Origin of the sequence: Burkholderia alba (assembly GCF_034721475.1) — a bacterium.
GTDB classification, from domain to species: domain Bacteria; phylum Pseudomonadota; class Gammaproteobacteria; order Burkholderiales; family Burkholderiaceae; genus Burkholderia; species Burkholderia alba.
This window is the reverse complement of the sequence record NZ_JAWJWL010000012.1, coordinates 13,797-27,089: the sequence shown is the minus strand read 5'-3', so window position 1 is coordinate 27,089 and position 13,293 is coordinate 13,797. Positions and strand designations below refer to the sequence as shown.

At 68.4% G+C, this 13,293-nt stretch carries 9 protein-coding genes and 1 pseudogene; 3 read left to right on the top strand and 7 right to left on the bottom strand.

Annotation, left to right across the window (positions count from 1 at the left end; all coding sequences use genetic code 11):
* The first annotated feature begins 160 nt into the window (after window positions 1-160).
* Window positions 161-625 (top strand): rhodanese-like domain-containing protein, encoded by a 465-nt coding sequence (locus RZR99_RS15310; protein WP_323120628.1) that lies wholly within the window; start codon window positions 161-163, stop codon window positions 623-625.
* A gap of 122 nt (window positions 626-747) precedes the next feature.
* On the opposite strand, the gene RZR99_RS15305 is transcribed toward RZR99_RS15310, so the two are convergent.
* The 5 genes from RZR99_RS15305 to hrpA form a co-directional block, all read right to left on the bottom strand.
* Window positions 748-1,563 carry a competence/damage-inducible protein A gene (locus RZR99_RS15305; RefSeq protein WP_323120627.1) on the bottom strand — a complete coding sequence of 272 codons (816 nt, stop codon included), beginning with the start codon at window positions 1,561-1,563 and terminating at the stop codon, window positions 748-750.
* Window positions 1,564-1,573: 10 nt separating this feature from the next.
* Complete coding sequence (locus RZR99_RS15300) at window positions 1,574-2,389, bottom strand: EI24 domain-containing protein (RefSeq protein WP_323120626.1); 816 nt, start codon at window positions 2,387-2,389, stop codon at window positions 1,574-1,576.
* A gap of 235 nt (window positions 2,390-2,624) precedes the next feature.
* On the bottom strand, window positions 2,625-3,608 hold the full coding sequence (locus tag RZR99_RS15295) for a sterol desaturase family protein (RefSeq protein WP_323120625.1): 984 nt from the start codon (window positions 3,606-3,608) through the stop codon (window positions 2,625-2,627).
* A gap of 19 nt (window positions 3,609-3,627) precedes the next feature.
* A complete protein-coding gene (locus tag RZR99_RS15290) occupies window positions 3,628-4,620 on the bottom strand; it encodes a YVTN family beta-propeller repeat protein (protein ID WP_323120624.1) in 993 nt (330 codons plus the stop codon).
* Window positions 4,621-4,706: 86 nt separating this feature from the next.
* On the bottom strand, window positions 4,707-8,813 hold the full coding sequence (gene hrpA, locus RZR99_RS15285) for an ATP-dependent RNA helicase HrpA (RefSeq protein ID WP_323120623.1): 4,107 nt from the start codon (window positions 8,811-8,813) through the stop codon (window positions 4,707-4,709).
* 23 nt (window positions 8,814-8,836) lie between these two features.
* Between hrpA and argA the strand changes: the two genes are divergently transcribed.
* Window positions 8,837-10,216, top strand: a complete 1,380-nt coding sequence (argA, locus tag RZR99_RS15280) for an amino-acid N-acetyltransferase (RefSeq protein ID WP_323120622.1) — start codon at window positions 8,837-8,839, stop codon at window positions 10,214-10,216.
* 52 nt (window positions 10,217-10,268) lie between these two features.
* Window positions 10,269-10,544, top strand: coding sequence for an oxidative damage protection protein (locus RZR99_RS15275; RefSeq protein ID WP_323120621.1), 276 nt, complete (start codon window positions 10,269-10,271; stop codon window positions 10,542-10,544).
* An 82-nt stretch (window positions 10,545-10,626) separates the two neighbouring features.
* On the opposite strand, the gene RZR99_RS15270 is transcribed toward RZR99_RS15275, so the two are convergent.
* Together RZR99_RS15270 and RZR99_RS15265 are read right to left on the bottom strand one after the other, a co-directional pair.
* A complete protein-coding gene (locus tag RZR99_RS15270) occupies window positions 10,627-12,012 on the bottom strand; it encodes an MFS transporter (RefSeq protein ID WP_323120620.1) in 1,386 nt (461 codons plus the stop codon).
* An 84-nt stretch (window positions 12,013-12,096) separates the two neighbouring features.
* Window positions 12,097-13,287, bottom strand: a pseudogene (locus RZR99_RS15265) (CaiB/BaiF CoA transferase family protein); the annotation flags it as partial.
* Window positions 13,288-13,293: the final 6 nt, after the last annotated feature.

Below are 13,293 nucleotides of genomic sequence, written 5' to 3'. Positions count from 1 at the left end.
TGTTGTGCAACGCCCTCGATCCCGGTTTTGGTGCCAACACGATATTTTGCACCTTTTTGGTGACGACGGGTTGCCCTCCCGTACCGGGCGGAGGCGCCGGTTCATTGCCCGGCACGCGACGCGCTAGAATGTTTTTTTGATTCGCAGGAGATTTTCCGCCATGAGCACGCTCGAACAACTTTATGCGCGGGCCGACCAACGCCGCACGGCGAGCCGGCTGCATTACGCCGGCGCGCTGTCGCCCGCCGAGTCCTTCGAACTGCTGCAACTCGATCCGAGCGCCCGCCTGGTCGACGTTCGCACGCGCGCGGAACTGGACTGGGTCGGCCGCCCGCTCGTCGGCGACGGTCAGTATCTGCATATCGAATGGACCCGCTATCCCGGCGGCGTGCCGAATCCGGATTTCATCGCGCAGTTGCGGAGCGCCGTCGCGGCCGATACGCCGGTCCTGTTCCTGTGCCGCAGCGCCGCGCGCTCGAAGCTGGCGGCAGTGGCCGCCGCGCAGGCCGGCTTCGCCCGGGCCTTCGACCTGCTCGAAGGGTTCGAGGGCGCGAAGGACGCTCATGGACATCGGAAGACGGTCGAAGGCTGGTGCCATCACAAGCTGCCCTGGATCGGCGCGTGATTCGCCGACCGTTATCGGGTCACCATCGTCCGGCCACGCGATGACAGCGTGATGACGGATCGTTCGGCCCCGCCCGGCACGGACGGCCCGGTACCCCGACACGGCCGCACGCGCGCCGGCCGTCAGACGCGCGGCGCCTCGGCCTCGACCACGTCGCCGCCGAGCAGGTGCACGCCCTCGCGCAGCTTTACATAGGCGGCCGCGACGGCCTCCGGCTCGCCCTTCACGCCGAGATCGATGTGGCGGCGCGCATAGATGCCGCCGCGCTCCGCGTCGCCGACGCTCGGCAGGCTGAACACGCGCACCCCCGGAAAATCGCGCTCGATCCGCTCCATCAGCGGCGTCAGCGTCGATTCCGGCAACTCGAACACATACAGCGAGCGCTCCGCGTGCGGCGTCGCGTGATGCAGGTGCGCGTACCGCGTGTCGAGCACCCATTCGATCATCGGCCATGCCATGACCGGGAAACCGGGCACGAAGTGGATGTCGCCGACCGAGAAGCCCGGAATCCGGTTGTAACCGTTCGGAATGATCGACGCGCCTTGCGGAAACACGCCCATATTGAAGCGATGGCGGTTCTCCGGCGATTCGAGATCGACCGGCTGCGCCGGATCGGCGTGCATTTCGCGAATCCGCTCCGCGATCAGCTGCCGCGCCTCCGGATGCAGCGCGAGCGGCACGCCGAGCGCGGCCCCCGCGCACTGCCGGGTATGGTCGTCCGGCGTCGCGCCGATGCCGCCCGTCGAGAACACGATGTCGCCCGCGTCGAACGCGCGTTTCAGGGTCGCGGTGATGCGCGCGGGATCGTCGCCGATGTATTCGGCCCAGTCGAGCGCGAGCCCGCGGGCGCCGAGCAGCTCGATCACCTTCGCCAGATGCTTGTCGCGGCGGCGCCCCGAAAGGATTTCGTCGCCGATGATGATGATGCCGATGGCCATGCGCGCCTCGTCAGGTCGAAAGGGATTGCCCGGCCGCGGCGCGCTGGTCCTGCAGCGCGCGCAGACAGTAAAAGCCGAACCACAGTGCGGAGAACACCAGGATGAACGCGTAGACCCAGATCATCGCCGCGGCGACGAACGGAAACAGCACCATCATCCAGATCGACGACACCCAGATGAACGTCGGTACGGTGCCGAGCAGACCGCTCGCGACGCCGATGCCGATCAGCGGCCAGCGATGCCGGCGGATCAGCGCGCGACGCTCGTCGGCACTCGCATGCTGCGCGAGCGCGTCGTAGGTCATCACGCGGTAGGTGAGCCAGCCCCAGATCACCGGGGGCAGCAGCGCGAAGAACGGCGGGATCAGCCACAGCGGCAAGGTGACGATCAACAGCACGATGCTCGCGAGCGCCGCCCACAGCGAATTGAACACGCTGCCGTACCAGGTGCCGCCCCGCTTCGTCTCGAGCGCGGCGAACTGCTTGCGGCTCAGATGGCCGACGACGACCGGCATCGACAAGGTCGCGATCAGCAGCAGCACCGTCAGCACGATCAGCGGAATCGCCATCGCAACGACGACGAACGGCGCGACCACCGCGTGCAGTTGCGGCACGCCGATCGCGCTGAACAGCTTGTAGAGCAGCGCGGTCAGCGCGAAGCCGTCGAGCGCCGCGCGGGCGCCGTCGATCAGCGGCTGCCACGAGAACCAGAGCACGACGCCCCAGAAAAGCGCCGCGACGATGAACGGCATGAAGGTGAGCCAGAGCATCCGCGGGTGCAGCGCACTCGCGAGTGCCCGGCCGAATGAGCGCAGCAGGTCGTTCATGCGGGCCTGTTCGTAGTAGGAAATCGGGGAAAGCGCAGAAAGGATAAACCACGCGGCGCACGCGCGCCAAAGTGCGCGCGGCGGCGGCCGGCCGTATCGCCGCACCGGCCGGGCGCTGTGCCGGCACGCCCCCGCAGGCAACCGCGACGCATGCTGCCGCGGGCGCCGGAGGATCGGGAATGCGCCCGCCGGGCATGCTGCCCGCGGCGGACATGGCGGGCTGTGCGCCCGCCGCTCAGGTCGGTACGGTCGATTTTTTCGGCGCGAGACGCTTCGCGATCCGCGCGAACGCGAGCCAGTGCTGCGCCCAGAAGCCGTCGCCGTACGACACGCCCTCGATCTGCTCGCGGATGCCGGTGGGTTCGAGCGTGCGATTCCATGACGCGGTGCCGAACATCATGTCCCACCACGGAAACAGCACGCCGAAATTGCAGCCGTACTTCGTGCCTTCGTGGCCGTAGCCGACCGCGTGATGGCGGCGATGGAAGATCGGGCTCACGAGGAGGCGTTCGCCTAGCCAGCCGAACGGCAGCTTCGCGTTCGTATGCTGGATGCTCTGCACGAAGTTCGTGAGCGCGGTCAGCACGACGAATTGCGCCGGCGGCACGCCGATCACGAGCGCGATCGCGGCAAAGAAACAGGCCTGGATCACGTCGTCGAGCAGGTGGTTGCGGTCGTCGCACCACAGCGACATCTGCCGCTGACTGTGGTGCACGGCGTGCAGCTCCCACCAGACACCGAACCGGTGCTGCCAGCGGTGATACCAGTAGCCGGCGAAATCGAGCACGACGATATAGATCGCGAACGCCACGATCGGCTGCGAGGTCACGCCCGGCCACAGGTAGTCGAGGTTGTAGTTCGCGACGCCGTGCAGGCGCAGCCATGCCTGGAAATTGTCGAACAGCGGCTGCATCGCGAAGAAGAAGAACAGGCTGAAGATGCCCAGTTTCGCGATCAGCGTGTAGAGCACGTCGACCCGCACCTGCCGGCGGTCCCGCCACGCCTCCACCGGGCGCAGCGCCTCGAGCGGGCGCAGCAGCGCGTACATCGCGACCACCTGCAGCGCGCCGACGATCACCCAGTAGAGCGCGTCGTAGGTGTCCTCGTCGTAATCCATCAGATCGAACCGGAACATCAGCGGCTGCACCACGTCGACGTACAGCCAGGTCTGCAGGTTCGACACGAAGCCGTCCAGCGCGGCGAGGATCATATGGAACATGCTGCGCTCCCCGTCCGCGTCACGCGCCGTTCGGCGCCGTCACCGGCGCGCGGTCGAAGAAATAGATGCCGTGCGGCGAGCGGCCGACCGGAATCGTCTGCACCAGCTTGCGGGTCGGCAGATCGATGATCCCGACCTTCTTCGCGAAGCGGAACGTGACCCACAGCGTCTTCTTGTCGGCGGACAGCTCCATGTCGTCCGGGCCGGGCAGGAGGCCCGTGATGTCGCCGACGTTGGTCAGCGTGTTCTCGTCGATGATGCTGATCGTGTTCGCCACCCGGTTCGTGACCGCGACATGCGTGCCGTCGGCCAGCGAGCGGAAATTGTGCGCGCCCTTGCCGGTCGGAATCGTTTTCACGACCTTCTGGTTGCGCCAGTCGACCACCGCGACGTAATCGGCGCCGGTCATACCCACCAGCACGTATTTGTCGCCGGGCGTCATCCACAGGCCGGCCGGCACCTTGCCGACCTTCATCTTCCATTTGACGGTCTGCGTCGCCAGATCGATCGCGGCCAGTTCGCCCGAGACCTGCAGCGACACCAGCACCGTCTTGCTGTCCTTCGTGAACGCGAGGTGGCTCGGCATCACTTCGAGCGGCACCCGCTTCGCGAGCTTCACGTCGCGGCCGTCGTAGCTGTAGATGTCGACGCGGTCGAGCCGCAGACCGGCCGCCACGAACCATTTGCGGTCCGGCGAGAAGCCGAGCTGGTAGGGATCGTCGATCCCCTCGACGGTGCGCTGCAGCTTGCCCGTCTTCGGATCGAGGAACATCAGGCTGTTCGACACCGAATTCGCGACGATCAGCGACGCGTTGTCGGGACTGGCCATCAAGTGGTGCGGTTCCTTGCCGGTCGGCATGGTGCCGATCACCTGGCGGGTGTTCTGGTCGATGAGGGACAGGGTCGCTTCGGCCGAATTCAGGACGATGACGTTATTTGCCTGGGCGGCGACGGGCGCCAGCACGGCGGCGGCCAGCGCCAGCGTGCGGCCGAGGGAGAGGAAATTGCGCATGAAGACTCACGTCGTGGGACAGCCGTTATTGTAGAACGTTCGGGAAAGCCGCCGGTTGACACAGGTGGCCTTCGTCCGTACGCGCTTCAGCGTTGCATCGATTCCCACACTTTATGCAGACGCTTCACAGAGACCGGCATCGGCGTGCGCAGTTCCTGAGCGAACAGTGAAATCCGCAACTCCTCGAGCAGCCAGCGGAATTCCGCCAGCCGCGCATCGGCCACGCCGCCGCGCTGCGACACCGCCCGCTGATAATGCTGGGCCAGCGGCTGCAGATCGGCGAATTGGCGGGCATCGCGAGCCGGATCGGCCTTCAGCTTGTCGATCCGCAGCGCGATCCCCTTCAGGTAGCGCGGAAAATGCGCAAGCTGCGGATAAGGCGTGTCGATCACGAAGCGCTTGCCGACGAGCGCGTTCAGCTGCGCCTGCATGTCCGCGTGCACGGCGCCGAACGCCTTGGCCTGCGCGAGCTTCTTCGCGAGGCCCGCGTACTCGGCGAGGATCTGGCCGACCAGCCGTGCGATCTCCTGCGCGAGCAGGTTCAGGCGGCTGCGCCCCTCGTCGCGCCGGGCGTGAAAGCTCGCGTCGTCGTCGGGCAGCGGATCCTGCAGGCACGCGCGGTCCAGCGCGGTCTCGATCAACTGGTCGCGCAGCGCCTCCTGCGTGCCGAGCGCCATGTACTGCATCGCCATCTCGCGCAGGCCCGGCAGGTTTTTCTCCAGGAACTTGATCGGCTCCTTCAATTGCAGCCAGAACAGCCGCCGCAGCCCCGCGCGGTGGATCCTCGCGGCCTCCTCCGGCGAGTCGAACACCTCGACGTCGCAATGCGTGGCGCGATCGACGAGCGCCGGATAGCCGAAGAGGGTCTGGCCGCGGCGGCGGATTTCCAGCAGCTCGGGCAGCTTGCCGAAATTCCACGTCGTCAGGTTCTCGTAGAGCGCGGTCGCTCCGCCGCCGTCCGCGCCGCCCGCCGCGGCGGGCCCGGTCTGCGGCGCCGGCGCGGCGCGCTTGGCGGCCGCGCCGGGCTGGCCGGCGGGCACCGCGTCGAACCCGGGGGCGTCGCCGACCGGCGCGAGCGTCGCGCTCGCCGCGATCTTCTGGAAGTGCTGTTGCGCCTGCGCGCCCAGCTCCGCGCGCAACTGCGCCAGATTGCGGCCCATCGCGAGCTGGCGGCCGTGCTCATCGATCACCTTGAAATTCATGAACAGATGCGCGGGCAGCGTTTCCAGCTTGAAATCGGCCGTTTTCATCGCGATCTGGGTCTCTTCCCGCACATCGGCGATCAGCGCCTCGACCAGCCCGCCCGCGCCGAAGCGCGCGCCGGCCGTGCGCGCGGCGAAGCCCGCCGCGAATTCGGGCAGCGGCACGCAATGGCGGCGCAGCTTCTGCGGCAGCGACTTGAGCAGCAGCTGCACCTTTTCCTTCACCATCCCCGGCACCAGCCACTCGGCGCGGCGCGCATCGACCTGGTTGAGCGCGAACAGCGGCACCGCCAGCGTCACGCCGTCGCGCGGCGTGCCGGGCTCGAAATGGTAGGTCAGCGCCATCTCGACGCCCGCCATCGTCGCGCGCTTCGGGAACAGGTCGGTCGTGACCCCCGCCGCCTCGTGGCGCATCAGGTCGTCGCGCGACAGGTACAGGAGCCGCAGCTTGTCTTCCGGCTGCCCGCTCTTCTTCACCTCGTCGCGATACCACCGCTCGAACGCCGCGCCGGTATGGATGCCGTCCGGCAGCGCCTGATCGTAGAACGCGTGGATCAGTTCGTCGTCGACCAGCACGTCCTGCCGGCGCGACTTGTGTTCGAGCTGCTCGATGTCCGCGAGCAGCTTGCGGTTGTGCGCGAAAAACGCCAGCTTCGTGTCGAACTCGCCGCCAACGAGCGCGCCGCGGATGAACAGCTCGCGCGCGCGCGCCGGATCCTGGCGGCCGAACGCGACGCGCCGCCGGTGATAGATCGTCAGCCCGTACAGCGTCGCGCGCTCGAACGCGCTGACCTGAGCCGGACGCTTCTCCCAATGCGGCTCGGACAGCGATTTCTTCAGCAGGTGCGCGCCGACCTTCTCGACCCACTCCGGCTCGATCTTCGCGATGCAACGTGCGTACAGACGGCTGGTTTCGACCAGCTCGGCCGCCATCACCCAGCGCCCCGCCTTCTTCACCAGCGCCGAGCCCGGCCACAGGAAGAACTTGATGCCGCGCGCGCCCAGATAGTGCGGCTCGTCGTCGGCCTTCATGCCGAGGTTGCCGAGCAGGCCCGTCAGCAGCGCCAGATGGATCTGCTCGAAGGTCGCCTCGCTGTCGTTCAGCCGCCAGCCGTGCTCGCGCACCACCGTGAGCAGCTGCGAATGGACGTCGCGCCACTCGCGCAGCCGCAAGTGCGACAGGAAGTTGGCGCGGCACGCGTCGATCAGTTGCCGGTTCGACTTCTTGTGCGCCACCGCGTCCTCGAACCACGCCCAGATCTTGAGCCACTGGATGAACTCGGAGCGTTCGTCGGCGAAGCGCTTGTGCGCCTGGTCGGCCTGCTCCTGCGCGTCGATCGGCCGGTCGCGCGGGTCCTGCACCGACAGCCCGCTCGCGATGATCAGCACCTCGCGCAGCGCCTGCTGGTCGCGCGCGGCAAGGATCATCCGGCCGACCCGCGGGTCGAGCGGCAGCCGCGCCAGCTCGCGGCCGAGCGGCGTCAGCGCGTTGTCGTCGTCGACGGCGCCCAGCTCGTTCAGCAGTTGGTAGCCGTCCGCGATCGCGCGGCCCGGCGGCGGTTCGAGAAACGGGAACGATTCGATCGCCGTCAGATGCAGCGATTTCATCCGCAGGATCACCGCCGCGAGCGACGAGCGCAGGATCTCGGGATCCGTGAAGCGCACCCGCGCCTGGAAGTCGCTCTCTTCATACAGTCGGATGCAGATGCCGTCGGCGACCCGCCCGCAGCGCCCCGAGCGCTGATTCGCGGCCGCCTGCGACACGGACTCGATCTGCAGCTGCTCGACCTTGTTCCGGTACGAATAACGCTTGACCCGCGCGAGGCCGGTATCGACCACGTAGCGGATGCCGGGCACGGTCAGCGAGGTTTCCGCGACATTGGTCGCGAGCACGATGCGGCGCGCGTTCGACGCCTTGAACACGCGCTCCTGCTCCGCCGCCGACAGCCGAGCGAACAGCGGCAGGATCTCGGTGTGCGGCGGATGGTGCTTGCGCAGCGCCTCGGCGGCGTCGCGGATCTCGCGCTCGCCCGGCAGGAACACCAGCACGTCGCCCGGGCCTTCGCGGCACAACTCGTCGACCGCGTCGACGATCCCGTCCATCAGGTCGCGCTCCGACTCGCGGGCGCTCTTCACCCGGTCGCGGCTCGCGGTGCCTTCGGCGTTCCTGACGGCCGGACGGTCCTCCGCGATCGGCCGGTAGCGCACCTCGACGGGGTACAGCCGGCCGCTCACCTCGATCACGGGCGCCGGCCGCTCGTCGCTGCCGAAATGGCGCGCGAAGCGGTCGGCGTCGATCGTCGCCGACGTGACGATCAGTTTCAGATCGGGGCGCCGCGGGAGGATCTGCTTCAGGTAGCCGAGCAGGAAATCGATGTTGAGGCTGCGTTCGTGCGCCTCGTCGATGATCAGCGTGTCGTACGCCTTCAGGAGCGGATCGGTCTGGGTTTCGGCGAGCAGGATGCCGTCCGTCATCAATTTGACCGACGCGCCGGGTGCCAGATTGTCGGTGAAGCGCACCTTGTAGCCGACCACCTCGCCGAACGGCGTGCCCAGCTCCTCCGCGATGCGCCGCCCGGTGGACGACGCCGCGAGCCGGCGCGGCTGCGTGTGGCCGATCAGGCCGCGGCCGCCCGCGCCGAGGCCCCGGCCCAGCGACAGACAGATTTTCGGCAGTTGCGTGGTCTTGCCCGAGCCGGTTTCGCCGCAGACGATCACGACCTGATGCGCGGCGATCGCGCGCGCGATCTCATCGCGCTTGCCGGATACCGGCAGAGCTTCGGGAAACGTGATCGGCGGAACGGGGTTCGGGACGACCGGCGCACGGGCGGCGCGCGGCCCGGTTTCGCGGCGGGCCGCGCGCGCGCGTTCGGCGGCGGCCGGCGCCGCCGGATCGGGTTGCGGCGCGCGCGGATCCGGCGCACCGTCCGGGCGATGGCCCCCCGGCGCGTCTGCCCGCTTTTGTGCGGGGCTTTTAGGTACATTCGACATGGGGGCGCATTATAATCCCGGCCATGAATTCCCAAACCGACCTCCCCACCGCCCAGGCAGGCGCCGCGAACGCCCAGCCCGACGGCGACATCGTCGCCGGCCATGCGCAGTTCGTCGACTGGATGCGCTCCGTCGCGCCCTATATTCACCGGTTCCGCAACAGCACGTTCGTCGTCGGATTCGGCGGCGAGGTCGTGCAGCAGGGGCTCCTCAACGCGCTGGTGGCCGACATCGCGCTGCTGCAGGCGATGGGGATCCAGATCGTGCTGGTTCACGGCTCGCGGCCACAGGTCGAGGAACAGCTGAGCCTGCACGGCGTCGAGTCGGCGTTCTCGCACGGCCTGCGAATCACCGATGCGCGCGCGCTCGAATCGGCGAAGGAAGCGGCCGGCGAAGTGCGGCTCGATATCGAGGCGGCGATCAGCCAGGGCTTGCCGAACACGCCGATGGCGCACGCGCACATCAGCGTCGTGTCCGGCAACTTCGTGACCGCACGGCCGGTCGGGATCCTCGACGGCGTGGATTTCGCGCACACGGGCATCGTGAGGAAGATCGACGCCGAGTCGATCCGCCATTCCCTCGCGAGCCGCAAGCTCGTGCTGCTGTCGCCGCTCGGCTTCTCGCCGACCGGCGAGGCGTTCAACCTGTCGATGGAAGACGTCGCCTCGGCGGCGGCCATCGCGCTGCGCGCCGACAAGATCATTTTCCTGACCGAAACCCCCGGCATCGTCGACGAAGCCGGCGAACTGGTCCGCGAAATGTCGCTCGATGCGGCGGCCGACCTGCTCGATTCCGGCGACCTGCAGGGCGACGAGGCGTTCTTCATGAAGCACGCGATCCGCGCCTGCCGCGGCGGCGTGACCCGGGCCCACCTGATTCCGCAATCGCTCGACGGCAGCATGCTGCTCGAACTGTTCCTGCACGACGGCGTCGGCACGATGATCTCGTACGAGAACCTCGAGAGCCTGCGCGAGGCGACGCCGGACGACGTCGGCGGCATCCTGACCCTGATCGAGCCGCTCGAGACGGACGGCACGCTGGTGCGGCGCGGCCGCCACCAGCTCGAGCGCGACATCGATCACTTCTCGGTGATCGAGCACGATGGCGTGCTGTTCGGCTGCGCGGCGCTGTATCCGTACCCGCTCGAGAAGATCGGCGAGATGGCCTGCCTGACCGTGGCGCCCGAAGCGCAGGGTTCCGGCGACGGCGAGCGGCTCCTCAAGCGGGTCGAGCAGCGAGCCCGCGCGCGCGGCCTCACGCACATCTTCGTGCTGACGACCCGCACCGAGCACTGGTTCCTGAAGCGCGGCTTCGTCAAGGCCACGGTCGACGACCTGCCGGAAGACCGCCGCAAACTCTATAACTGGCAGCGCAAGTCGCTCGTGCTGATGAAGCAGCTCTGAGCGTCGCCAAGCGCCCGCCCTCCCCCAAGTCCGATTACAGGAGAAGTACACGATGGCCCGTATGATTCAATGCGCGAAGCTCGGCAAGGAAGCCGAGGGACTCGATTTCCCGCCGCTGCCGGGCGAACTCGGCAAGCGCATCTATGAAAGCGTCTCGAAGGAAGCGTGGCAAGGCTGGCTGAAGCAGCAGACGATGCTGATCAATGAAAACCGCCTGAACATGGCCGACCCGCGCGCGCGCCAGTATCTGGTGAAACAGACCGAGAAGTATTTCTTCGGCGACGGCGCCGACCAGGCAACCGGCTACGTGCCGCCCACGCAGAACTGAATTCACGCCCCGGCTCCGGGCGCGCATCGCGCCGGGAGCCCCCTTCGCCGGCCCGGCCTCATCGCGCCGCCGGTACCGCCGCTCAGCCCGGTTTCAATGCCGGCGCGACTGTGTCACCCCGGTCCGGTTCCGCCGGGCCGCTCTCCTCTTCATCGGCCCGCTCCGCCGTCGACAGCTCGCTCGCGCGATACCCGGTGCGTTTCAGCAGCATCAGCATGCAGACGAGCGAGATGCACGCGTACAGCGCGGACGCAAGCGCCACGCCGGCGATGCTGCCCGTCGCGTTGAGGATCGCCTGCGCGAGCACCGGCGTCCCGCCGCCGATCAGCAGCGAGCAGAGCTGATACGACAGCGACAGCCCCGTATAGCGGACATTGGCCGGGAACGCGCGCGCGAGCATCCCGCCGACCGCGCCGTAGAACATCGCCGACGGAATCGTCGACAGGCACATCCCCAGCACCGCCGGCCAGTACGCGCGCGTTTCGATCGCGTAGAACATCGCCGGCATCAGCACGAGTTCCGGAATCAGGATCATGCACATCGCGCGACGCATGTCGATCCTCGACACGAGCCAGGCGCCGACCGGCTGCGCGCAGAACTGCACGACCAGCGACATCGCGAGCATGCCGAGGAAGGTGTTCTGCGCATAGCCCAACTCGCGGGTCGCCCACGACAGCGCGAACGTGCTGCGAAAGTACGTGACGTGGATCACGGGCAGCGCGCCGGCCGCGAGCAGCACGACCGGCCAGTGGTCGCGCAGCACCTCCGCGAGCGGCAGCTTCACCGTCCTGTTCCGCCGCAGCACGCGCTGCATGTCGCCGGACTCCTCGAGCTTCAGCCGGATCACCATGCCGACGATCACGAGCACCGCCGACAGCACGAACGGAATCCGCCAGCCCCACTGGATGAAATCGGGCGCCGGCAGCGCGCTGAGCGCGAAGAACGCGCCCGTCGCCATCAGGTTGCCGGCCGGCGCGCCCTGCTGCGCGAACGCCGCGTACAGGATGCTCTTGTGCTTGGGTGCGCTCTCGCTCGCGATCAGCACCGCGCCGCCCCACTCGCCGCCCACCGCGATCCCTTGCAGCAGCCGCAGCAGCACGAGTCCCGCCGGCGCCCACGCGCCGATCTGCGCATAACCGGGCAGCAGGCCGATCCCCGTGGTCGCGAGCCCCATCATCACGAGCGTGATGACGAGCGCCTGCTTGCGGCCGACGCGATCGCCCAGGTGGCCGAACACGATGCCGCCCAGCGGCCGCGCGACGAACCCCGCCCAGAACGTGACGAATGCCAGCAAGGTCGCGATGCCCGGGTTCATCGTCGGCGAGAAGAACACCTTGCCGAACGCGAGCGCCGCGGCCGTACCGTAGATATAGAAGTCGTACCATTCGATCGTCGTGCCGACGAACGCGGCCAGGGCCGCGCGGCCGGGCTGGCGGCCCGGCTTGGCAAGGTCGTGCTGAGGGTTCATCCGTGTCTCCGTGTCTGTCGTCGATGGCGCGACTGACGCGCGCCTTGACCGGGTTGGCCGGTATGCCGCCGGCCGGCGGTGCCGTCATCCATCGGCGGCGGGTTCGATCAGCACGCCCGCATCGAACAGCCGCTGCTGCGTGCCGGCGTCGATGCCGAGCGCGTCGAGCACCGCGCGCGTATCGCGGCCGAGCCCGGGCGGCGCGCTGCGGTAGGTCGCGGGCGTGCGCGACAGCCGGATCGGCGAGGCCGTGCCGCGGTAGCGGCCGAGTTCGACCACCAGTTCCCGGTGCAACGTATGCGGATGACGGGCCACCACGTCGATCGTCTGCACCGGTCCGCACGGCACCCCTTGCGCCATCAATGCGCGCGCGAGCGCATCGCATTCGTGCGCGGCGAAGCGGGCCTCCAGCGCGGCCTTGAGTTCGGCGCGGTGCGCGCAGCGGCTGCGGTTGTCGATGAAGCGCGTATCGGCGGCCAGCTCGGGCGCGCCCAGGTACGCGCACAGCCGCGCGAACTGCCGGTCGTTGCCGACCGCGATGAAGATCGGCACGCTAGCGGTGCGGTAGCTGTCGTACGGCGCGATGTTCGGATGCGCGTTGCCGCTGCGTGCCGGCACCCGGCCCGAGCCGAAATGATTCGGCAGATGCGGATGCAGCAGCGACACGCCGCAGTCGTACAGCGCGATATCGATCGATTGGCCCGCGCCGCTGCGCTCGCGCTCCGCGAGCGCGAGCAGGATGCCGGCTAGCGCGTTGAGCCCCGTGACCATGTCGACGATCGGCAGGCCGATGCGCGTGGCCGCGCCGTCGGGTTCGCCGTTGACGCTCATGAGCCCCGCCATCGCCTGGATCACCGCGTCGTAGCCCGGCAGCCCGCCGAGCGGGCCGTCCGGCCCGAAGCCCGTGATCGCACAATGGATCAGCCGGGGAAATCGCGGCTGCAGGTCGCGCGCATAGTCCATGCCCCAGCGCGCGAGCGTGCCGGGTTTGAAGTTCTCGACGAGCACGTCGGTGTTTTCCAGCAGGCGCCACAGGATCTCGCGGCCGGCGTCGCACGACAGATCGACCGCGATGCCCCGCTTGTTTCGATTGACGCCGGTGAAGTACCACGCCGCATCGTCGAAGAACGGCGGCCCCCAGCCGCGCGTCTCGTCGCCCACGGGCGGTTCGAGCTTGATCACGTCGGCGCCGTGGTCGGCCAGCGCCTGCGTACAGTACGGGCCGCCCAGCACGCGGCTCAGGTCGAGCACCGTCACGCCGGCCAGCGCGCCCGGCATGTG

What these genes read in the sequence shown, in the direction of transcription:
- argA (WP_323120622.1), top strand. Translation starts at nt 8,837, where the DNA reads ATGAATTCCCAAACCGACCTCCCCACCGCCCAGGCAGGCGCCGCGAAC.
- RZR99_RS15290 (WP_323120624.1), bottom strand. Translation starts at nt 4,620, where the DNA reads ATGCGCAATTTCCTCTCCCTCGGCCGCACGCTGGCGCTGGCCGCCGCC.
- RZR99_RS15310 (WP_323120628.1), top strand. Translation starts at nt 161, where the DNA reads ATGAGCACGCTCGAACAACTTTATGCGCGGGCCGACCAACGCCGCACG.
- RZR99_RS15275 (WP_323120621.1), top strand. Translation starts at nt 10,269, where the DNA reads ATGGCCCGTATGATTCAATGCGCGAAGCTCGGCAAGGAAGCCGAGGGA.
- RZR99_RS15305 (WP_323120627.1), bottom strand. Translation starts at nt 1,563, where the DNA reads ATGGCCATCGGCATCATCATCATCGGCGACGAAATCCTTTCGGGGCGC.
- hrpA (WP_323120623.1), bottom strand. Translation starts at nt 8,813, where the DNA reads ATGTCGAATGTACCTAAAAGCCCCGCACAAAAGCGGGCAGACGCGCCG.
- RZR99_RS15270 (WP_323120620.1), bottom strand. Translation starts at nt 12,012, where the DNA reads ATGAACCCTCAGCACGACCTTGCCAAGCCGGGCCGCCAGCCCGGCCGC.
- RZR99_RS15300 (WP_323120626.1), bottom strand. Translation starts at nt 2,389, where the DNA reads ATGAACGACCTGCTGCGCTCATTCGGCCGGGCACTCGCGAGTGCGCTG.
- RZR99_RS15295 (WP_323120625.1), bottom strand. Translation starts at nt 3,608, where the DNA reads ATGTTCCATATGATCCTCGCCGCGCTGGACGGCTTCGTGTCGAACCTG.